The sequence below is a fragment of the Alkalidesulfovibrio alkalitolerans DSM 16529 genome (assembly GCF_000422245.1).
GTDB lineage: Bacteria > Desulfobacterota > Desulfovibrionia > Desulfovibrionales > Desulfovibrionaceae > Alkalidesulfovibrio > Alkalidesulfovibrio alkalitolerans.
On record NZ_ATHI01000011.1, the window covers coordinates 90,398 to 109,324 of the forward strand.

16 protein-coding genes and 1 riboswitch are annotated in these 18,927 nt (G+C 65.7%); of the genes, 5 read left to right on the forward strand and 11 right to left on the reverse strand.

Features of this window, described 5'->3' with window-relative positions:
• Nucleotides 1-67: 67 nt before the first annotated feature.
• From DSAT_RS15350 to DSAT_RS14825, 7 genes are all read right to left on the reverse strand, one after another.
• Nucleotides 68-640 (reverse strand): hypothetical protein, encoded by a 573-nt coding sequence (locus DSAT_RS15350; protein WP_161656095.1) that lies wholly within the window; start codon nucleotides 638-640, stop codon nucleotides 68-70.
• Nucleotides 641-660: 20 nt separating this feature from the next.
• Nucleotides 661-1,818, reverse strand: coding sequence for a butyrate kinase (buk, locus tag DSAT_RS06310; RefSeq protein ID WP_020885481.1), 1,158 nt, complete (start codon nucleotides 1,816-1,818; stop codon nucleotides 661-663).
• A 12-nt stretch (nucleotides 1,819-1,830) separates the two neighbouring features.
• On the reverse strand, nucleotides 1,831-2,781 hold the full coding sequence (locus tag DSAT_RS06315; protein WP_020885482.1) for a phosphate acyltransferase: 951 nt from the start codon (nucleotides 2,779-2,781) through the stop codon (nucleotides 1,831-1,833).
• 3 nt (nucleotides 2,782-2,784) lie between these two features.
• Nucleotides 2,785-3,264, reverse strand: coding sequence for an acetolactate synthase small subunit (gene ilvN / locus DSAT_RS06320; protein ID WP_020885483.1), 480 nt, complete (start codon nucleotides 3,262-3,264; stop codon nucleotides 2,785-2,787).
• A 595-nt stretch (nucleotides 3,265-3,859) separates the two neighbouring features.
• Entirely contained in the window at nucleotides 3,860-4,525 is a 666-nt protein-coding gene (gene lepB / locus DSAT_RS06325) for a signal peptidase I (RefSeq protein ID WP_020885484.1), read from the reverse strand.
• A 13-nt stretch (nucleotides 4,526-4,538) separates the two neighbouring features.
• Nucleotides 4,539-6,338, reverse strand: a complete 1,800-nt coding sequence (gene lepA / locus DSAT_RS06330) for a translation elongation factor 4 (protein WP_020885485.1) — start codon at nucleotides 6,336-6,338, stop codon at nucleotides 4,539-4,541.
• A 186-nt stretch (nucleotides 6,339-6,524) separates the two neighbouring features.
• The gene (locus tag DSAT_RS14825) at nucleotides 6,525-8,021 is read right to left on the reverse strand and encodes a methyl-accepting chemotaxis protein (RefSeq protein ID WP_020885486.1); all 1,497 of its coding nucleotides are present in this window, start codon (nucleotides 8,019-8,021) and stop codon (nucleotides 6,525-6,527) included.
• A gap of 288 nt (nucleotides 8,022-8,309) precedes the next feature.
• Between DSAT_RS14825 and DSAT_RS06340 the strand changes: the two genes are divergently transcribed.
• Both DSAT_RS06340 and DSAT_RS06345 read left to right on the forward strand, forming a co-directional pair.
• Entirely contained in the window at nucleotides 8,310-8,873 is a 564-nt protein-coding gene (locus tag DSAT_RS06340; protein ID WP_020885487.1) for a DJ-1/PfpI family protein, read from the forward strand.
• Between the two features lie 42 nt (nucleotides 8,874-8,915).
• The gene (locus DSAT_RS06345; protein ID WP_020885488.1) at nucleotides 8,916-9,203 is read left to right on the forward strand and encodes a ribbon-helix-helix domain-containing protein; all 288 of its coding nucleotides are present in this window, start codon (nucleotides 8,916-8,918) and stop codon (nucleotides 9,201-9,203) included.
• A gap of 293 nt (nucleotides 9,204-9,496) precedes the next feature.
• On the opposite strand, the gene DSAT_RS06350 is transcribed toward DSAT_RS06345, so the two are convergent.
• Nucleotides 9,497-10,237 carry a Mut7-C RNAse domain-containing protein gene (locus DSAT_RS06350; protein WP_020885489.1) on the reverse strand — a complete coding sequence of 247 codons (741 nt, stop codon included), beginning with the start codon at nucleotides 10,235-10,237 and terminating at the stop codon, nucleotides 9,497-9,499.
• Between the two features lie 149 nt (nucleotides 10,238-10,386).
• A riboswitch (cobalamin riboswitch) is annotated at nucleotides 10,387-10,578 on the forward strand.
• A gap of 114 nt (nucleotides 10,579-10,692) precedes the next feature.
• Between DSAT_RS06350 and DSAT_RS06355 the strand changes: the two genes are divergently transcribed.
• Together DSAT_RS06355 and cbiM are read left to right on the forward strand one after the other, a co-directional pair.
• Nucleotides 10,693-11,715 (forward strand): sirohydrochlorin cobaltochelatase, encoded by a 1,023-nt coding sequence (locus tag DSAT_RS06355; protein WP_020885490.1) that lies wholly within the window; start codon nucleotides 10,693-10,695, stop codon nucleotides 11,713-11,715.
• Nucleotides 11,702-12,331, forward strand: coding sequence for a cobalt transporter CbiM (cbiM, locus tag DSAT_RS06360; protein ID WP_020885491.1), 630 nt, complete (start codon nucleotides 11,702-11,704; stop codon nucleotides 12,329-12,331). The genes DSAT_RS06355 and cbiM overlap by 14 nt, the downstream gene beginning before the upstream one ends.
• Nucleotides 12,332-12,760: 429 nt before the next feature.
• On the opposite strand, the gene ettA is transcribed toward cbiM, so the two are convergent.
• The 3 genes from ettA to DSAT_RS06375 form a co-directional block, all read right to left on the reverse strand.
• The gene (gene ettA, locus DSAT_RS06365; RefSeq protein WP_020885492.1) at nucleotides 12,761-14,443 is read right to left on the reverse strand and encodes an energy-dependent translational throttle protein EttA; all 1,683 of its coding nucleotides are present in this window, start codon (nucleotides 14,441-14,443) and stop codon (nucleotides 12,761-12,763) included.
• A 282-nt stretch (nucleotides 14,444-14,725) separates the two neighbouring features.
• Nucleotides 14,726-16,636, reverse strand: coding sequence for an acetate--CoA ligase (gene acs, locus DSAT_RS06370; protein WP_020885493.1), 1,911 nt, complete (start codon nucleotides 16,634-16,636; stop codon nucleotides 14,726-14,728).
• 136 nt (nucleotides 16,637-16,772) lie between these two features.
• A complete protein-coding gene (locus DSAT_RS06375; protein WP_020885494.1) occupies nucleotides 16,773-17,648 on the reverse strand; it encodes a LytR/AlgR family response regulator transcription factor in 876 nt (291 codons plus the stop codon).
• 89 nt (nucleotides 17,649-17,737) lie between these two features.
• Here DSAT_RS06375 and DSAT_RS06380 point away from each other — a divergent pair, with 89 nt between their 5' ends.
• Nucleotides 17,738-18,616: a hypothetical protein gene (locus DSAT_RS06380; RefSeq protein ID WP_020885495.1), complete on the forward strand. Its 879-nt coding sequence runs from the start codon at nucleotides 17,738-17,740 to the stop codon at nucleotides 18,614-18,616.
• Nucleotides 18,617-18,927 lie beyond the last annotated feature (311 nt).

Below are 18,927 nucleotides of genomic sequence, written 5' to 3' on the forward strand. Positions count from 1 at the left end.
TACACTCTGTATAAACAAAGGAAGAAATGTTTTCCAATAGTGCGCTTTTGGTTTCCGTAATAGACGTTTAAAAAGATGGATGTTCTCCCTCTTTAAAGAGGAGATGCTTTCCATCTTGAGTGTTCTTTATCCAAAAACTCCAGCACGATTTGAGAGCATTGTGATACTCTGTGGCGTCAAAAGAATAAATTTCTTCTGATGATTCATTTTTTGGAAACATTTCGCGTATGCTTTTTTTGTTTTTATCTATCACTAATTGACCACCTTTTTTCTTTCCACGCACACAGTGCTTATAGGCATTCGCAAGATCAAAAATAATATTCATTTCTGGACATTCACTTATTATTTTCTTTTTGATTTCACACATTTTATGTTCAGGTATATTTTTGTCGAATAACATGTAATCTGGTATGTTGTTAAGTGATTCAACAGCATTGAAGAGTTTTCTGAGAAGTCTTCGGCCCAAATTTTGTGTGCTTCCTCCTCGTTCACAGAGCCTCTCATATTCTTCGAAATACTCCAAACAATTGTCGAGAACGATCATCTGAATATATGATGCCGAATTTTTAAAAGGAAAAAAGAAATAATGCAGATCCTCTGCATCAAACTCTGGTGGAGAACTTGGTGGCTTTTCCTGCATAATCTATCTATCGCTTTGGGTTAATAATTGAGGGTGGGGATTAGCCCGGTCAGCGCCAGGCGCGCGCCGTCGGCCAGGGCGTGCATCTCCTCCAGGCCAGTGACCGGGATCAGCGGGGCCAGGAAGGCGAGCCGGGCCGAGAGGTCGGCCACGAGGCGCGCGCTTCGGGCCATGCCGCCCGTGACCACGATGGCGTTAAGGTCCAGGCCGCGTCGGGCCGCCTCGCCGCCGGAAGGCCGTGCGGCCTGGGGCGCGATCTGGGCCGCGAACAGGGGCGCGAGCGAGGCGACGTCGCGCGCCACGGCGCGCACGAAGGCCTCGTACACCAGCGCGGCCCTCTCCTCGCCCGCGTCGATGCGCGCCTCGATCTCGCGCAGGTCGTTGCTGCCCAGGTGCGCGAAGAACCCGCCCTGGGTCAGGATGCGCCGCGTGAGCGCCGCTACGTCCGTCTCGCCGCATTCGAGCATCTTCAACACCGGCAGCACGGGCAGACGGCCCGAACGCTCCGGGCTGAACGGCCCCTCGCCGTCCAGGGCGTTCAAGACCTCGACAACGCGGCCGCGCAGGTGCGCGCCGATGCTGATGCCGCCGCCCAGGTGGGCCACAATGAACCCGGCGCGCTCGTAGCCAAGGCCCAGGGAGCGCGCGGCCGCGCGCGCCGCGCCGCGCTGCGACAGGGCGTGGAATACGCTGCGCCGCCGAATCTCCGGCAGGCCGGTCAGCCGCGCGGCCTCGTCCAGTTCGTCGGTCACGGGCGGGTCCACGATGAAGGCCGGGCAGCCGTGTTCGGCCGAAAGCTCCAGGGCCAGCGGCGCTCCGAGGTTGCAGGGATGCGCGCCGTAGCGCTCGGCCGAAAGGTCGTCGAGCATGGTTTGGTTGATGGTGTAGACGCCGCCGGGGATGGGGCGCAAGAGCCCGCCCCGGCCGACCACGGCGGCAAGCCCGCCCTGCGCATCCGGACAGGCGGCCAGGGCCGCGCGGATGGCCGCGAGGCGGAAGTCTTTTTGCTCCGCGATGGTGGCAAAGCGCGCCAGATCGGCCTTGGGATGCTGGATTTCCTCGGAAAGCACCGGTTCGCAGGCGGCTGCCGCGCCTGGCGCGGCCTCTTCCGCGGCGCGGCAGGCGAACAGCGCCACGCGCGTGGAGGTGGAGCCGGGGTTGAGCGCCAGGATCAGCATGTTCGGCATCCCTTATGCGCCCTGGGTCTTGGCCGCGTCCTCGGTCTGACCGGCCAGATACGCACCAAGGGCGATGGAGTAGAGCTTGGTGCGGTCCGAGTCGCCGCGCGAGGGCACCACGATGGGCGCCTGGCTGCCCATGACTACTCCGGCCATGTCGGCCTGCATGAAGGTGCTCAGTGACTTGTAGAGCACGTTGCCGCTCTCGATGTCGGGCACGCAGAGGATGTCCGCGCGGCCCGCCACGGGGTGCTCGTAGCCCTTGACCCTGGCCGCGCGCGCCGAGACCGCGATGTCCAGGGCCATGGGCCCGGCCACCAGCGCGTCGCCGAATTCGCCCTGTCTGGCCATGGTGGAGATCAGGTCGGCGTCGAGCGTGGCGGGCATGGCCGGGAAGTTGACTTTTTCCGTGGCCGCGAGCATGGCCACGCGCGGCCGCGTCACGCCCAAGGCGCGCATGACCGAAAGGGAGTTTCGCACGATGTCGGCCTTGCGTTGCAAGTTGGGCCTGATGTTCACGCCGGGGTCGGTGAGGCACATCAGCCGTCCGCCGCCGCGGGTTCCTGGCCGCTCGAACACGGCCACATGCGAGAGCGCGCCCCTGGCCGGGATGCCGGTCTCCTTGTCGAGCACGGCACGCAAAAGCCGCGCGGTGCTGATCAGCCCCTTCATGATGAGCTGCGCCTCGCCCGCCTTGAAGAGTGCGAGCGCGGCGGCCAGGGCCGTGTCGTCGTCACTGGCCTCCACGGCCCGAAACCGCGCGAGGGAGAGCCCCAGTCGCGCGGCCGTCTCGCGGGCCTTGGCCATGTCGCCGATGAGGATGGGCTCGGCCACGCCCTTTGCGTGGGCGGCCACGGCCGCCTTGAGCACGTAGCCCTCGGCGCAGCGCACCACGGCCACGCGAGGCGGGCTTGAGCGCCGCGCGCAGGCGGTCACGAGATCGCGCAGGCGGCGGATGCGCACGGTCTAGTCGTCCCCGCGCTTGAGCGCGATCATGCCGCTTCGGCACAGGCTCTTGATGCCGAAGGGCTTGAGCAGCTTGATGAGTCCCTCCACGCGCTCCTGGTCGCCCGCCATCTCCACGGTGATGCTCTCCTGGCCCATGCCCACCACCGAGGCGCGGAAGACCTCGAATATCTGCATGAGTTGGGAGAGGGATTCGCGGTCCATGCGCACCTTGACCATCAGCAACTCGCGGTCCACGAACTCGCGCCGGGCCAAGTCGTCCACCTGGATGACCACGTCCATGGCCGCCAGTTCGCGGGTCAGGCGCTCCATCTCCTCGCTGTCGCCGTCGAGGCTGATGACGATGCGCGAGATGTCGGGATTCTCGGTTTCGCCCGCGGCCAGGCTGCGGATGTTCAGGTTGTGGCGCTTGAACATGAGGGCCATGTCGGCCAGGACGCCCGGCCGGTTGGAGGCCAGGGCGGAGATGGTGTGCTTCACGGCGTCGCTCCGGGTGCTGGTGTGCGGCGACGGCCGTTTCTTCGGACCGCGCGCCGTGGCCGAGTCTAGCCGCAAAACGCCTGGAATGCCAGGGGGAGGCTCGCGTTCAGCAGGAGCTTCGGTCGGAGGCCGGTCCAGCGGCAAGGTGACGCGGATGCCCCAGATGGTCGAGCCCGTCGTGGAGCGGGACGGGCAGGGGCGCGCACGGACCTTCGGAGCGGGTGCATAGCTCGGCGTCTGGCAGGGGGCAGAGGGCGCGCGAAAGGGGCGCGCCGTGCAGCGGGCAGGCGGAAGGCGGTGTGCGGCCAGTCACTCGGCAGCCGCAGGCGTAGATCATCGTGCACAGGTGCATCTGGTCAAAGTGGCCGGACAAGGTTGCGTTTTGATGGCGGCCAGGCTGCCTTCTGGCGGCGTGGCGAGGGTTTTTCCAAGCTCGAACCGCAGGATTTTGAAGAACGACGTTTCGTCGTCTCTTCAAGCAGCGCCGGGCGCATGGCGCGCAAAAGAGACAAGGCCGACGCGCAGGAGAACTACGCGTCGGCCTCGAACTTTTCGCGGCATCGCAGAGGATGCCATTATTTCAACGTGTTGGCGGCTAGCGGACGAGGGAGCCTATGCGATCCCAGCGCACGTCGGTGATGCCGCGCGGTCCCCAGGACCAGTAGAGGATCATGGCCTCGCCCAGGATCAACTCGCGCGGCACGAGCCCCCAGAAGCGCGAATCGTAGGATTCGTCGCGGTTGTCGCCCATGACGAAGTAGTGGTCCTCGGGCACGGTGAAGGCGGGCATCTCGTCGCGGCCCGGCGCGAAGCGCGGGTCCACGTGCTGCACGTAGGACTCCTGCAGGGCCTCGCCGTTGCGGTAGACCTGCTTCTCGCGGATCTCGATGACGTCGCCGGGCAGTCCGATGACGCGCTTGATGAAGTCCTTGCCGCTCTCGCCGAAGGACATCTGGCGGCCGAAGCCCCTGAATTCGATGTCGGGCGAGATGTCCCGCTCGCCGGGGAACTTGAAGACCACGATGTCCTGGAATTCAGGCTCGCCCACGGGGATGATCTGGGTGTTCACGAAGGGCAGGCGCACGCCGTAGGCGAACTTGTTGACCAGCAGGTGGTCGCCGATCTGCAGCGTCTGGAGCATGGAGCCCGATGGTATCTTGAAGGCCTGGACCACGAAGGTGCGGATGAACAGCGCCAGCAAGAGGGCGATGAACAGCGCCTCGGCGTAGTCCTTGATCGTTTTGAGCGTGCGGGGATTCATGAATGTTCCTTGTTCAGTCGTCGTCGCCGGCCTTGAGCGCCGCGAGGAAGGCCTCCTGCGGCACCTCGACGTTGCCCATGCGCTTCATGCGGCGCTTGCCTTCCTTTTGCTTTTCCAGAAGCTTGCGCTTGCGCGTAATGTCGCCGCCGTAGCATTTGGCGGTCACGTCCTTGCGCATGGGCGGGTTGCGTTCGCGGGCGATGATGCGGTTGCCGATGGCCGCCTGGATGACGACCTCGAAGAGTTGTCGGGGGATGGTGCGCTTGAGGCGCAGGGCGAGCTTTCGGCCCATGCGCTCCGCGCTGGAGCGGTGCACGATGGTGGACATGGCGTCCACGGGCGTGCCGTTGATCAGGATGTCCAGCTTGACCAGGTCCGAGCCCCTGAACTCGCGGACCTCGTAGTCCATGGAGGCGTAGCCCCGGGTCACGGATTTGAGCTTGTCGAAGAAGTCGAAGACGATCTCGGCGAAGGGAAGCTCGTAGGTGATGATGACGCGCGTGGAGGTCAGGTAGCGCATGTCCTTCTGGATGCCGCGCTTCTCCTCGCACAATTTGAGCACCGCGCCCACGTAGTCGCCCGGAACGTGGATCTCCATCTTGACCCAGGGCTCGGCCAGTTCCGCGATTTTGGTCACGTCGGGCATCTTCGACGGGTTGTCGATCTCGAAGACGTCGCCCTTGACCGTGGTGACCTTATATATGACCGAGGGCGCGGTGGCGATGAGCTTGGCCTGGAACTCGCGCTCCAGCCGCTCCTGGATGATCTCCATATGCAACAGGCCCAAAAACCCGCAGCGGAAGCCAAAGCCCAGGGCCTGCGAGGTCTCGGGCTCGAAGGAGAAGGCCGCGTCGTTGAGTTGCAGCTTCTCCAGCGCCGCCTTGAGCGGCTCGTATTCGGCCGGTTCGACCGGATACAGGCCGCAGAAGACCATGGGCTTTATCTTCTTGAAGCCGGGGAAGGGCTCGGTCGTGGGCCGCTTGGGCTCGGTGATGGTGTCGCCCACGCGCGCCTCGGAGAGATCCTTGATGCTCGCCGTGAGGAAGCCCACCTCGCCGGGGCCGAGCTTGTCCACGGCCAGCGCGTCGGGCGAGAACACGCCCAGCGAGCCGACCTCGAACTCGGCCTTGGTCGAGTTCATCATGATCTTCTGGCCGCGCTTGATGGAGCCGTCGATGATGCGGAACAGAACCACCACGCCCTGGTACGAGTCGTACCAGGAGTCGAAAATGAGGGCCTTGAGCGGCTTCTCGGCGCTGCCCCTGGGCGGCGGCAGGCGCTCCACGATGGCTTCGAGCACCTGGTCCACGTTCAGGCCGGTCTTGGCCGAGACCATGACCGCGCCCGCGCAGTCCAGGCCGATGCCCTCTTCGATCTCCTGGCGCACCCGCTCGACCTCGGCCGAGGGCAGGTCGATCTTGTTCAGGACCGGGATGACTTCGAGGTCGTGGTCCAGGGCCAGATAGACGTTGGCCAGGGTCTGGGCCTCCACGCCCTGGGTGGCGTCCACCACCAGCAGCGCGCCCTCGCAGGCGGCCAGGGAGCGCGAGACCTCGTACGAGAAATCCACGTGGCCGGGCGTGTCGATGAGGTTCAGAATGTAGTCGCGGCCATTCTTGGCGCGATACGGAATGCGCACGGTCTGGGCCTTGATGGTGATGCCGCGCTCCTGCTCCAGCTCCATGCGGTCCAGATACTGTTCGCGCTTGTCGCGCTCGCCCACAAGCCCGGTGATCTCCAGGATGCGGTCGGCGAGCGTGGACTTGCCGTGGTCGATGTGCGCGATAATGCTGAAATTACGAATATTTTCCATAGCGCCGCGGGTTTTGGTGGGCAAACGGTTCGCACTCGCTCTACCCGCTTTTTGACTCCCTGAAAAGCCAGTTCTTGTAAGGCATCCAGGGAGGGTTGTCCATGGCAGGCCCCCTCAATAGCGCCGTCTGCGGCGTTGCGGCGAAAGCGCCACCATCGCGAGATTTTCACGCCTCGCCCAAGGGTGCTAGTGCAGGCTACGCACCACCTCGCGCAATTCCTCGCCCAGGGCCGAAAGTTTGGCGATGGATTCACCCTGCACCCGCGTGCTCCCCTCCACTTCCTCCGCCACTTCGGCCACGGTCTGCGTACGCTGCGAAATCTCCTCCACGGCCGAGGACTGCTCTTCGGCGGCTGTCGCGATCTGCGTCGTCTGCGTGACCACCGCGCCCACGCTTGTCAGGATGCGCTCCAGCGCATCACCCGTGCGATTGGAAAGGTCGGTCGTCTCGGCCACCTGTTGCGTGGTCTTTTCCATGGAACCCTGCGCCGTGCCCACGGATTGCTGGATGCCGCTGACCAGATTCTCCACGTCCTTGGTCGCGTGCAGCGTCTTCTCGGCCAGCTTGCGCACCTCGTCGGCCACCACGGCGAAGCCGCGTCCGGCATCGCCCGCGCGGGCCGCCTCGATGGCGGCGTTCAGCGCCAGAAGGTTGGTCTGGTCGGCAATGTCGTTGATCACGCGCAGGATCGAACCGATGTCCTTTGAGCGCGAAATGAGCGTGCGGAGTTCCTGTGACAGCTCGTTCGTGGAGGCTGAGACCGCGTCGATGGCGCGCATGGAGCGCTCCACCAGGGCCTTGCCCTCCATGGCCACGGCCAGGGCCTCCTCGCCCGCCTTGGAGTTGGCCGTGGCGTTGCCCGCCACTTCCAGCACCGTCGCGTTCATCTGGTCCATGGCCACGGCCAGCGAGGATGTCTCCTGTTGTTGCCGCGCCGCGCCCTGCGACATGGTCTTCGAGGCGCTTGAGATGTCCTCCGTTGCCTGGGCCAGACGTTCGGCCAGATCCGAGGCGATGCGCGCCGTGTCCACTATCAGGCGGCGTTGTTTCTCGGCGTCCTCCAAGGCCTGTCGCTTGGCCGCCAGGGGCACGAACTGCACGGCGCGCACCCGGCCCATCGGCGTCTCGAACGGCGCGCTCGCGATGCAGCGCGTGCGGATCTGCGTTCCGTCTGCCTTCTCAAGCGTCGTGACGTGTCCCTCGGGATAGCGCGCGTCGTCAAGGCCGTCGGCCAGCGCGCTCCCCAGAAGAACTCGGAAATCCGACCCCACAGCGTTGCCGTGGCCGGTGTAGTCGGCGAAATTCTCGCTTGCCAGCAGGATCACGCCTTTGTCGTCGCACACGCAGCAAGGGATGCCCGCCACCGCGAAGCTGGCGCCGAAAAGCGCTTCGCGCGCGGCCTGCTCCTCGAGTCTCCGCACTTCCTCGGCCCAGGGCCCGTTTTCCGGCGCGGCCCGCTTTGCCGCTTCCCAGTCGCGGCGCGCAAGGGCGTCGAGCATAACCTCGTAAACCCGGCGGCAACGGGCGGCCTCGATGCACGAGGCGACCGCGAGGACGCCTGCCGCGCCGAGCGCAAAGGGAAACGCCCAGGGAAGGAAATGATAGGCCGCGAGCGTGGCCAGAATGCACAGGACCGTGCCCTGCACGCCGATGAATAGCCATTTGGTTCTTTGAAGCCTCACGGGATCCTCCGGTGCGTTCATGAAACAACGCTAAAATAGATAAGACGATAGGCGCGCTTTTACCGCTGTTCTATCGTCTGGACTGTAGAACCGCTTTTTTTGGGGAGGCGGCGACGGCACGAAAACCGGCCGGCCGCCATCCAGGAGCACCCGAGGGATCGGCGCTTTTGCGGCAACGCAGTGATCGCGGGATTCTCAGCGACCCGCCCCCCTGCTGGTAGTAGCGGGGTATTACCCCCAAGCGGGATTATGGTGTATGCAGACCCCAAAACCATTTGGAGGAACGACATGGCAAAGAAACTTCTGCTCATATGCGGCGATTTCGTGGAGGATTACGAGATCATGGTGCCCTTCCAGGCCCTGATGGCCATGGGCTACCACGTGGACGCCGTGTGCCCCGGCAAGAAGGCCGGGGAGCAAGTGGCCACGGCCATCCATGATTTCGAGGGGCATCAGACCTACTCGGAGAAGCCCGGCCACAACTTCACCCTCAACGCCGCCTTCGACGAGGTAAAGCCCGAGGACTACGCCGGGCTGATCATCCCCGGCGGCCGCGCGCCCGAATACCTGCGCCTGAACGACAAGGTGCTGGCCATGGTCCGCCATTTCTACGACGCCAAGAAGGTCATCGGCGCGGTCTGCCACGGCGCGCAATTGCTGGCGGCCGCTGTCCGCCTGGACGGACGCCGCATCTCCGCCTATCCTGCCTGCGCGCCCGAGGTGCGTCTGGCCGGAGCCGAATACGTGGATCTGGCCATGGACGCGGCCCTGGCCGACGCCAACGTGGTCACCGCGCCCGCGTGGCCCGCGCATCCCCAGTGGCTGCGCAAGATCGCCGACCTGCTCGGATAGCGCCCGGCGCTGGCGGCCGGGTCGGCACAACGGAGGCATGTCATGTGTCACATCTATGCATCCACCGATCCGGCCGAATACGAACAGATCACGCGCTCGGTGCGTCTGCACGGCGCGGTCACGAGCGTCCGCCTGGAGCGCCGCTTCTGGGCCGTTCTGGAGGAACTCGCCGAAAGCGAGGGGACCGGGCTGCCCAAATTCCTCGAAACCCTGCACGACGAGGCCTCGGCCCTGCATGGCGAGGTGGGTAACTTCGCCTCGCTCCTGCGCGTGGTCTGCGCCACCTATCTCGATCGCGTGAAACAGCCCGGCAGGCGGCAAGTCGCCTGAGCCTTTGCCGTGGCGCCAGGAGGAGGCGCTGCCTCCTCCTGACCTCCCCCGCCAGGGAACTAAGTTCCCTGGACCCTGGATTCGCTTCGAAACCATCGTTGGCACAGCCGACTCGGTGCGGCGATGATGGGTATCCGTCAAGGATTGCTCGCTTACTTCGCTGCAGGTGCTGCCTCTCGGGCGGGGCGTCAAAAACCGCGAGGGCAAGGCGCGAGAGCCGGTCAAGACCGACGCGTATCAAAGAATACGCGAGGGTTTGACCGGCTTGAAGCAACGCCGCCATCGCGAGTTTTTCATGCCCCGCCCAAGCCCATGTCCGCGAGCATACGCAGCATACCGTCGTGGTGCGAACCGGGCCAGTAAACCCTGTCGCAGGACGGGCAGCGGTGGAAGGTATCAAAATAGCGTCTGGTCTTGGGCAGAAGGCGCGGTAGTATCTCGTCCTTGGCCACGGGCACCAGGGGCGCGTTGCAGCGCAGGCAGCGGCTGAAGGTTCTGAAGGGGCCAGAAAGGCCATACAGCGTCAGGATTTCGGCAAGCTGCGCACGCGGCTCGTTGGCGCGCAGGAGACGGCCGTGCAGCACGGCTGAACGCCTGAGCAGCCGCCTGTCGCGGGTCAGGAGCACCCGGCCCTCGCGCGCTGCCCGGGCGGCCACCTCGCGGTCGGCCGCCTCTCCGGCGTAGGCCGTGTTCAGCCCGAGCAGCCTGAGCAGCGAGGCCAGCTTGCCCACGTTGGCGTCGGCCAGAAAGGCCAGCCGCATGAGCGGCGGCCGCAGCGGATGAGGTTGCGTGGGATCCAGGGGCGGGGAAGGCGGATGCACGTCGATAGTCTGGCCTTCGGCCAGCCGCGTCGCGAAGTCCGCCTCGCGGCCGTTCACGAGCAGCTTGTCCACCTCGGTGTGCGGAACGCCCAGCGCCTCAACCGCGTCCTTCAGCGACGCCTCGCGATCGACCGGATAGACCACGCTCCCGTGCTCGTGCGGCCGCCTGAGCAGCGCGGCCAGGTCGTGGTGCAGGCGGATCAGGGCTGGCATGCGGCCTCCCGTGGTTATTCCCGACATGCTCCCCTGGCGGGAACATGTCAACAATAAGTCAACACACCTTCCTTTTCGCACGCAATCGCGAAACGCGGGACAAAGCACGGCGCGGGCTTCGTTGACACCTGCACAGGCCGGTTGTAGTTATTACGACTGATCCGGCTGGTTCTCCATGTGGAGACGAACAGGGAATCCGGTGCGAAACCGGAGCGGACCCGCCGCTGTAACCCCGGCTTGCGCCAGACGTAAGCCGCCCCACGCGCCACTGTCCAACAGGGACGGGAAGGCGGGGCGAGTAACGGGGGAGCCAGAAGACCTGCCAGCCGAAGACCCCAGGCAACGGGTATTTGCCGCCACGGGGAAAGGCGGTCGGCGCTCCTCGTCCCTCTCTCCCAAAGCCCTCCGTTTCTCCTCCCGGCAGGCGCGCAAGCCTTGTTCCGGCAGGAGAAGCCATGTCATCGCACCATCCGCGCGGCCACGAGCACGCGTGCGGCCATCATCACGATCATCATCACGGCCACGAGCATCACGGCTGCGGCTGCGGCCACCACCACGATCATGCCCATGGGCACGATCACGACCACCATCACGACCATGACCATGGGCACGGCCACGGCCACTGTGGACAGCCCAAGGCCGCACGGCCGGGCATCCTGCTCGCGGCTTTCGGCGCGGCCATCGCCGAGGCGCGCGGCGGCTACGACGCCTTCGAGGCCCTGGTGCGCGCCCGCTTTCCCGGTCTGCCCGTGCGCTGGGCCTACACCGCCAACAAGGTGCGGCGAAAACTGGCCGCGCGCGGCTATGAGCACGACTCCGTGGCCGTGGCCTTAAGCCGCCTGCACGACGAGGGCGTGACGCACCTGGCCGTGCAGTCGCTGCACACCGTCCCGGGCGTGGAATTCCACTGGACCCGCGACCAGGCCATGGCCTTTCGCCACCCGCGCAAGGGATTCCTCGAAGTCTCCCTGGGTAGGCCGCTGCTCGATTCGGACGACGACCTCGCGCTCGCGGCCGAATGCCTTGCGGGCTACATTCCGGCCGAGCGCGCGCCAAGCGAAGCCGTGGTCCTGGTGGGGCACGGCACCTACCACGCGGGCCACGAGCGCTATGCCGCCTTCGAGGCCGTGGCCAGACGGCGCGACGAGAACCTGCACCTGGGAACGCTCATGGGCCAGCCCGGCTGCGACGCCATTTTGCAGCGGCTGGCCGCCACGGGCGCGAAGCGCGTCTGGCTCGTGCCCTTCATGAGCGTGCCCGGCCACCACGTGCGCGTGGACATCTGCGGCGACGGCCCGCGTTCCTGGAAGAGCCGCATGCAAAGCGCAGGGCTCACCGTGCTCACGCGGCTGAGCGGCACCATCGAGCACCCCTGTTTCCAGGCGCGCTGGCTCGACCATCTGGAAACGGCCATGGCCGCGCTACCCGGCCTGACCCACGCGCACGACGACGGCGAGGCCGCCCATGCACATCACTGAAGGCGTGCTCTCGGTCCCGGTGCTGCTCGCGGGCTTTGTCATCAGCGCGGCCGGAACCTGGCATGGCATACGGAATCTGCATGGCGAGCGGATCATGACCACGGCGGTCTTCGCGGCCGTCTTCTTCATGGCCTCGCTCGTGCATGTGCCCGTGGGCCCGAGCAGCGCGCACCTCCTGCTGCACGGCGTGGCCGGGCTCGTGCTCGGATGGGCGGCCTTTCCGGCCCTGCTCACGGCCCTTTTGCTGCAAGCCGTGCTCTTTCAGTTCGGCGGCCTGACTACCCTCGGGGTCAACACCGCGCTCGTGGCGGTTCCGGCCGTGCTCTGCCATCTCGCCCTGCGCGGCCTGCCCGGCCGGAGCAAACGGGCCACGGCCCTGGCCGGTTTCGCGGCCGGCTCCCTGTCCGTGCTCCTGACAGCGCTGCTCGCGGCCCTGGCCCTGGCGCTCTCCGGCGAGGGATTCCTTGCGGCGGCCTGGGTGGTGGTCGCGGCGCACGCGCCGCTCATGCTGGTCGAAGGCTTGGTGAGCATGTTCGTCGTCGGATTCCTGGCAAAGGCCCGGCCTGAAATCCTTACATTCGCGGGGCTCTGCCCCGCACCCCGCCGGGGGAGATGATCTCCCCCGGACCCCCTGCGGTTCCCGAAACCGTCTGCGACGGCTTCGGGAAGGCAGGGTTCTGGGGCGGACCATCGCCGCACCGAGTCGGCTTTGCCAGCGGTGGCTTCGAAGCGAATCCAGGGTCCAGGGAGCTACGTTCCCTGGCGGAGGAGGTCAGGAGGAGGCAGCGCCTCCTCCTGGTTCAATCCGGTCGGCCTGCGTTCGAAAGAACAGTTTCGCAGGCCGTTCCAAAAGCGCCTTGTGCTCGCGGCTTTTGAGCTATCCGCCAAAAGACGAGGCGCTACGCCGGGCGTTGTCGGCAAGCCCCCGCGAAGCGGAACCAGAAGTTTTTGAAGGATGGGAGGGAGGGGTGCGGGGAGGGAGGGCAGGAAACTTTTGCAAAAGTTTCCTGCCCTCCCTCCCCGCCAGAAACGCCTATGCAGCCTGTCAACGAGAGAATTTGCGGTACTTGATGCGCTTGGGAACGAGCGCGTCCTCGCCCAGGCGGGCTTTCTTGTCTTCCTCGTACTCCATGAAGTTGCCTTCGAAGAAGGTCACGGTGGAGTCGCCCTGGAAGTCCAGGATGTGCGTGCAGACGCGGTCCAGGAACCAGCGGTCGTGGCTGATGACCATGGTGCAGCCCGCGAAATTCAGGATCGCCTCTTCCAGCGCCCGGATGGTGTTCACGTCCAGGTCGTTGGTGGGTTCGTCGAGCAGCAGCACGTTGGCTCCGGACTTGAGCATCCGCGCCAGATGCACGCGGTTGCGTTCGCCGCCGGAGAGCACGCCGACCTTCTTCTGCTGGTCCGAGCCGGTGATGTTGAACTTGCCCAGGTAGGCGCGCGAATTGACCTCGCGGCCGCCGAGGTTGATCACGTCCAGGCCGTCGCTCACGATCTCCCAGACGGTCTTGTCCATGCCCAGCGAATCGCGGCTTTGGTCCACGTAGCCGAGCTTCACGGACTCGCCCAGGCTGACCGCGCCGCAATCGGGCTGCTCTTGGCCGATGATGATGCGGAACAGCGTGGTCTTGCCCGCGCCGTTGGGGCCGATGATGCCGACCACGGCGGCCGGCGGCACGGTGAAGCTCAGGTTCTCGAAGAGCAGGCGGTCGCCGTAACCCTTGCACAGGTTCTCGACCTCGATGACCTTCTTGCCGAGCTTTGGTCCGGCCGGGATGAAGAGTTCGAGCTCGCGGTCGAGCGTTTGCACGTCCTCGTTCAGAAGCTGCTCGTAGCGGGCCAGGCGGGCCTTGCTCTTGGCGTGGCGGCCCTTGGGGGCCTGGCGCGCCCATTCCAGTTCTCGGGCCAGGGTCTTTTGGCGCTTGGCCTCGCCCTTCTCCTCGATCTTCAGCCGCTCCTGCTTCTGGTCGAGCCAGGAGGAGTAGTTGCCCTTCCAGGGGATGCCCCGGCCGCGGTCGAGCTCCAGAATCCAGCCCGCCACGTTGTCCAGGAAGTAGCGGTCGTGGGTCACGGCGATGATCGTGCCGGGGTACTGGGCCAGGTGGTGTTCGAGCCAGTTCACGGTCTCGGCGTCGAGGTGGTTGGTGGGCTCGTCGAGCAGCAGGATGTCGGGCTGCTTGAGCAGCAGGCGGCACAGGGCCACGCGGCGGCGCTCGCCGCCCGAGACCTTGTCCAGGGTCATGTCCGGCGGCGGGCAGCGCAGCGCGTCCATGGCCTGCTCCAGGCGCGACTCCAGATCCCAGGCGTTGGCGGCGTCCAGTTTTTCCTGCACGGCGGCCTGGCGGTCGATGAGCTTGGTCATGGCGTCGTCGTCCATGGGCTCGGCGAAGCGGGCGTTGATCTCCTCGAATTCCTTGAGGAGATTGACGGTCTCCTGCGCGCCCTCCTGCACCACTTCGAGCACGGTGCGGGTCTCGCCCGCGAGCGGCTCCTGTTCGAGGTAGCCGATGGTGTAGCCCGGCGCGCAGTCGGTGCGGCCCTCGAAGTCGGTGTCCACGCCCGCGAGGATGCGCAAGAGCGAGCTCTTGCCCGAGCCGTTCAGGCCCAGCACGCCGATCTTGGCGCCGTAGAAGTAGGAGAGGGAGATATCCTTCAGGATGGGGCGCTTCTCGTAATACTTGGAGACGCGCGACATGGAATAGATGATCTTGTTCGGTTCCTGGCTCATTGGGGTGCTCCGTGTGAAAGTGGGGGAAGGAAGGCAGGAAGCGGGGGAGAGGGAAGGACTTTTGCAAGCGGTCCTTCCCTCTCCCCCGCGCCCCCTCTCCCTTCCCCGAAAACTTCGGGTTCCGCTTCGCGGGGAGGCCGCCGCAACCCGGCGACCGCACGGCCCTTCTATCGGACCTGGGGTGGAAGTCAACGGCAGGCTATGACGACGAAGGCCGCCGAAGCCGATCAAACAGAAAGACTTTCTGACGAGTCGTGGAGAGAGGGTTTTCGCTCCCCTCCCCTACTCCTCTTCCAGCATCGAGATGTCGCCGGGTTCGGTGCCCAGTTCCTCGGCCTTGAGCAGGCGGCGCAGGATCTTGCCCGACTTGGTCTTGGGCAGGTCCTTGCGGAACTTGACCGACTTCAGCTCCGCCACCGGCCCAAGCTCCCGCTTCATGTGCTCCTTCAGCTCCTTGGCCAGCTCGTCGCTCTCCTCCACGCCCTCGCGCAGCGTCACGAACGCCTTGGCCACCTCGCCCTTGATCTTGTCCGGAATGCCGATCACCGCCGCCTCGGCCACGGCCCGGTGCGCCACCAGCGCGCTCTCCAGCTCCGCCGTGCCCAGCCTGTGGCCAGCCACGTTGATGACCTCGTCCGCGCGGCCCTGCATCCAGAAATAGCCGTCCTCGTCGCGCCGGGCCACGTCGCCCGCCACGTAGCAGCCGGGAATCTTCTCGAAGTAGGCGCGGTAGGCGTCCGGGTCGTTCCAGACGTTTTGCATCATGCCCGGCCAGGGCTTCTTGATGACCAAAAGCCCGCCCTTGTCGCGCGGCACCGGAGCGCCCGTGCGGTCCACGATGTCGGCCTCGACGCCGGGCAGCGGCTTGCTCACGCTGCCGGGCTTGAGCAGCCCCACGGGCATGGGCGAGATCATGATCTGGCCCGATTCGGTCTGCCACCAGGTGTCCATGACCGGGCATTCGCCCCGGCCGATGGTCTGGTAAAACCACACCCAGGCCTCGGGGTTGATGGGCTCGCCCACGCTGCCCAGCATGCGCAGCGAGGTGAGGTCGTGCTGCCTGGGGAACAGGTTGCCGTAGCGCATGAGCATGCGGATGGTCGTGGGCGTGGTGTAGAGGATGGAGACCCCGTGCTTGGCCGTGATGTGCCACATGCGGTCGGCCTGCGGGTAGAGCGGGTGGCCCTCGTAGAGCAGCGTGGTGGTGCCCGCCAGCAGCGGCGCGTAGACCACGTAGGAATGGCCGGTGATCCAGCCGGGATCGGCCGTGCACCAGAAGATGTCCGTGGGCTTGATGTCGAAGACCCAGTTGAGGGTGTGGTGGATGCCCACCATGTAGCCGCCGTGGGAGTGCACGATGCCGCGCGGGCTGCCCGTGGTGCCCGAGGTGTAGAGCAGGAACAGCGGGTCGTCGCTCTCCATGACCTCGGTCATGGCCTCGGGCTTCTCGTGGCGCACGATGTCCTCGTACCAGACGTCGCGCGCGGGGTGCATCTCCACCTCGATGCCCGCGCGCCGCACCACCACGCAGATGTCCACGGCGTCCTGCTCTTCCAGGATCTCGTCCACGGCGGGCTTGAGCGGCACCACGCGGCCGTTGCGGTAGAAGCCGTCGGCGGTGATCAGGCACCTGGCCCCGGCGTCGCGCAGCCGGTCCTTCAGCGCCTTGCCGGAGAACCCGGCGAAGACCATGCAGTGCACCGCGCCGATCTTGGCGCAGGCCAGCATGGCGATGATCGTCTCGGGCAGCGGCGGCATGTAGAGCACCACGCGGTCGCCCTTGACCACGCCCAGGTTCTTGAGCGCCCCGGCCATCTTGTTCACGGCCCGGTAGAGTTCGAAATAGGTCAGCTTGCGCGTGTCGCCGGGCTCGCCTTCCCAGATCAGGGCCAGGCGGTGCTTGTTGGCGGTCTTGATGTGGCGGTCGAGCGCGTTGTGCACGATGTTGCAGCGCGCGTTGGTGAACCATTTGTAGAACGGGGCCTTGGAGTCGTCGAGCACCTTGTCCCAGCGCCGGAACCATTGCAGCTCCAGGGCGGCGTTCTCCCAGAAGGCGAGCGGATCGTGGGCCGCGAGCTGGTAGGCCGAGGCCAGTTCCTGCGGATTGATGTTGGCCTCCATGACGAGGCCGGGGAGCGGGCGGAAGACGCGATCCTCCTGGAGGAGCGTTTCCAAGGCGCCTAGCTGATCCATGATGCGACTCCTTGATCTGCGAAGCCCCAGGCATCCTCATACGCGAAGCCGGGGCGGCGCGGGCGAACGATTCGGCCGGTGGTCGAAAGGATCGGGCAAGCGGCGGCGGGCCGGGTTATGGGGAACGTCTGCACGGCTACAGCCCCAATATCTGTTTGAGTTCGGCTATGCGCCTGCGGCTCACGGGCAGTTCGATGCGCGTCTTGCCCTTGACCGTGGTGCGCAGCATGAAGTTGGAGCCCGGCAGCGAGGCGATCTCCGTGACCATGTCCAGGTTGACGAGGTATTTGCGGTGCACGCGGAAGAAGCGGTGCGAGCGCAGCCGCGCCTCCAGGTCCTTCAGCCGGTGCGAGGTCAGGAATTTGTTCTGCGAGGTGTGGACGTAGGAGTAGTCCTCGTAGGCCTCGACGAAGATGATCTCGTCGTAGGGCACGAGCAGGAGCTTGCCGTCCAGGGTGATGGGCAGCTTCTCGATCTCCGGGGAGCGGCCCTTGAAGTCCCAGGCCTGGCGCAGGGCCGAGAGGAAGCGGTCCTCCTCGTCCTCGGCCATGGGCACCTTGACCAGCCCGCCCTCGTCCTCGTCGTCCTCGTCGTCCGCGGCCCAGGCGCGCGGCTCGGGCATCGGCGCTTCCTTGAAGGTGGAGCGGAAGGCGCGCAGCCGCTGCATGGTCTTCTCGAAGCGCGAGGTCTCGCCCGGCCAGCGCAGGTAGTCCAGGGCCTCCAGTTCGAAGGCCTTGTAGGCCAGGGATTCGTCCTGGGCCACGAAGACCAGGGCCGGGCGGTGCTTGCGGCTGATGAGCATCTGGGCGAACTCCACGCCCGAGACCCCGCCCGGCAACTCGAAGCCCAGGAAGATCGCGCCGTAGGGGATGGCCTCGATCAACTCCATGGCCTCGAACGCGGTCACGGCCTCGCCCACCACGCGCGCGAAATCCGTCCGGTCGAGCGCTTGGCGCAGCTCGGTGCGGACCTGTGCGTCGGGATGCAGCAAGAGGATGCGGAACTTGTCCATGCCCGTCCGTGGTGCTAGGGAGATGCCAATTGCGCGAGCCTAGCCGGATTTGCGCCCAGCCGCAAGACCGGTCGCGCCAGGGAGCGGACATGCGGCCTGATTTTGCATCCATCGCGGAAACGATCCGCGCCTTCGTCGCGGACCCGGCCGTGAACCGGCAGGGGCCGGACTGCGACGAGCCGTGCTTTCGCGAACCGCTCGTGGCCGTGGCCGCGGGCGACGATCCGCTGTGGGCCTTTTTCAAGCGCGACATCGGCGATTTCGTCTGGACGCCCGAGGAGGCCTTCGCCCTCGCCTTTCCCGACGCCCCGGCCAGCGCCCCGGATCTGTGCGTGATCTCCTGGGTGCTGCCCCAAACCCCCCAGACTCTGGCCGCGCACGCGCGCGAGACCCGCTTTCCGAGCCTGCCCTGGAGCCGGGTGCGCCACTTCGGCGAGACGATCAACGAAAATCTGCGCCGCCACGTGACGGCCTGGCTTTGCAAGCGCGGAGTGCGGGCCTGCGCGCCCGCGCTTCTGCCCGGCTTCGAGCGCACGATATCCGCAAAATACCACTTCGCCTCGCCCTGGTCCGAGCGCCACGCGGCCTATGCGGCCGGGCACGGCACCTTCGGCCTGTCCGACGGGCTCATCACCCGCGCGGGCAAGGCGCACCGCGTGGGCTCGGTGGTGGCCGAACTTTCGCTTCAGGCGACGCCGCGCGCCTACGAAGGCCCCTACGACTGGTGCCTGCACCACGCGACAGGCAAATGCGGCGTCTGCGCCAGGCGCTGCCCGGCCGGGTCGGTTCGGCCCAGCGCACAAGGCCGCCGCGACAAGCAGAAGTGCTTCGACTACATCCGGGGCACGACCCAGGCCCACGTGCGCGACCGCCAACTGGGCATCGAGGTCTCGTCCTGCGGCCTGTGCCAGGCCGGTCTTCCCTGCTCCACGGGCATCCCCAGAGGGAAGCGTTCCCGGGGGAGATGATCTCCCCCGGACCCCCTGCGATTCCCGAAACAGCCTGCGACGGTTCCGGAAAAGCCAAGGCCAGGAGCGCATCGTCGCCGCACCCAAGCGGGCTTTGCCAACGATGGCCTCGAAGCGAATCGCGGGGTCCAGGGGGCATTGGCCCCTGTTCAAGAAATCGATAGGCAGGCCGTTCCAAAGGTGCCGGATGCAAGGCGCAAGAAAGCGCCGGGCCCGACGCGTATAAAGACATATTACCCGGAGCAGAAAATATGCAATATTTTCGTGCTCCGGGTTATAAGTACGGCCCGCCGAAGGCGGGCATGAGCGGC

Excerpts from the sequence above, each read along its gene's own strand:
- DSAT_RS15350 (WP_161656095.1), bottom strand. The coding sequence starts at position 640 with ATGCAGGAAAAGCCACCAAGTTCTCCACCAGAGTTTGATGCAGAGGAT.
- buk (WP_020885481.1), bottom strand. The coding sequence starts at position 1,818 with ATGCTGATCCTGGCGCTCAACCCCGGCTCCACCTCCACGCGCGTGGCG.
- lepB (WP_020885484.1), bottom strand. The coding sequence starts at position 4,525 with ATGAATCCCCGCACGCTCAAAACGATCAAGGACTACGCCGAGGCGCTG.
- lepA (WP_020885485.1), bottom strand. The coding sequence starts at position 6,338 with ATGGAAAATATTCGTAATTTCAGCATTATCGCGCACATCGACCACGGC.
- DSAT_RS06340 (WP_020885487.1), top strand. The coding sequence starts at position 8,310 with ATGGCAAAGAAACTTCTGCTCATATGCGGCGATTTCGTGGAGGATTAC.
- DSAT_RS06345 (WP_020885488.1), top strand. The coding sequence starts at position 8,916 with ATGTGTCACATCTATGCATCCACCGATCCGGCCGAATACGAACAGATC.
- DSAT_RS06350 (WP_020885489.1), bottom strand. The coding sequence starts at position 10,237 with ATGCCAGCCCTGATCCGCCTGCACCACGACCTGGCCGCGCTGCTCAGG.
- DSAT_RS06355 (WP_020885490.1), top strand. The coding sequence starts at position 10,693 with ATGTCATCGCACCATCCGCGCGGCCACGAGCACGCGTGCGGCCATCAT.
- cbiM (WP_020885491.1), top strand. The coding sequence starts at position 11,702 with ATGCACATCACTGAAGGCGTGCTCTCGGTCCCGGTGCTGCTCGCGGGC.
- ettA (WP_020885492.1), bottom strand. The coding sequence starts at position 14,443 with ATGAGCCAGGAACCGAACAAGATCATCTATTCCATGTCGCGCGTCTCC.
- acs (WP_020885493.1), bottom strand. The coding sequence starts at position 16,636 with ATGGATCAGCTAGGCGCCTTGGAAACGCTCCTCCAGGAGGATCGCGTC.
- DSAT_RS06375 (WP_020885494.1), bottom strand. The coding sequence starts at position 17,648 with ATGGACAAGTTCCGCATCCTCTTGCTGCATCCCGACGCACAGGTCCGC.
- DSAT_RS06380 (WP_020885495.1), top strand. The coding sequence starts at position 17,738 with ATGCGGCCTGATTTTGCATCCATCGCGGAAACGATCCGCGCCTTCGTC.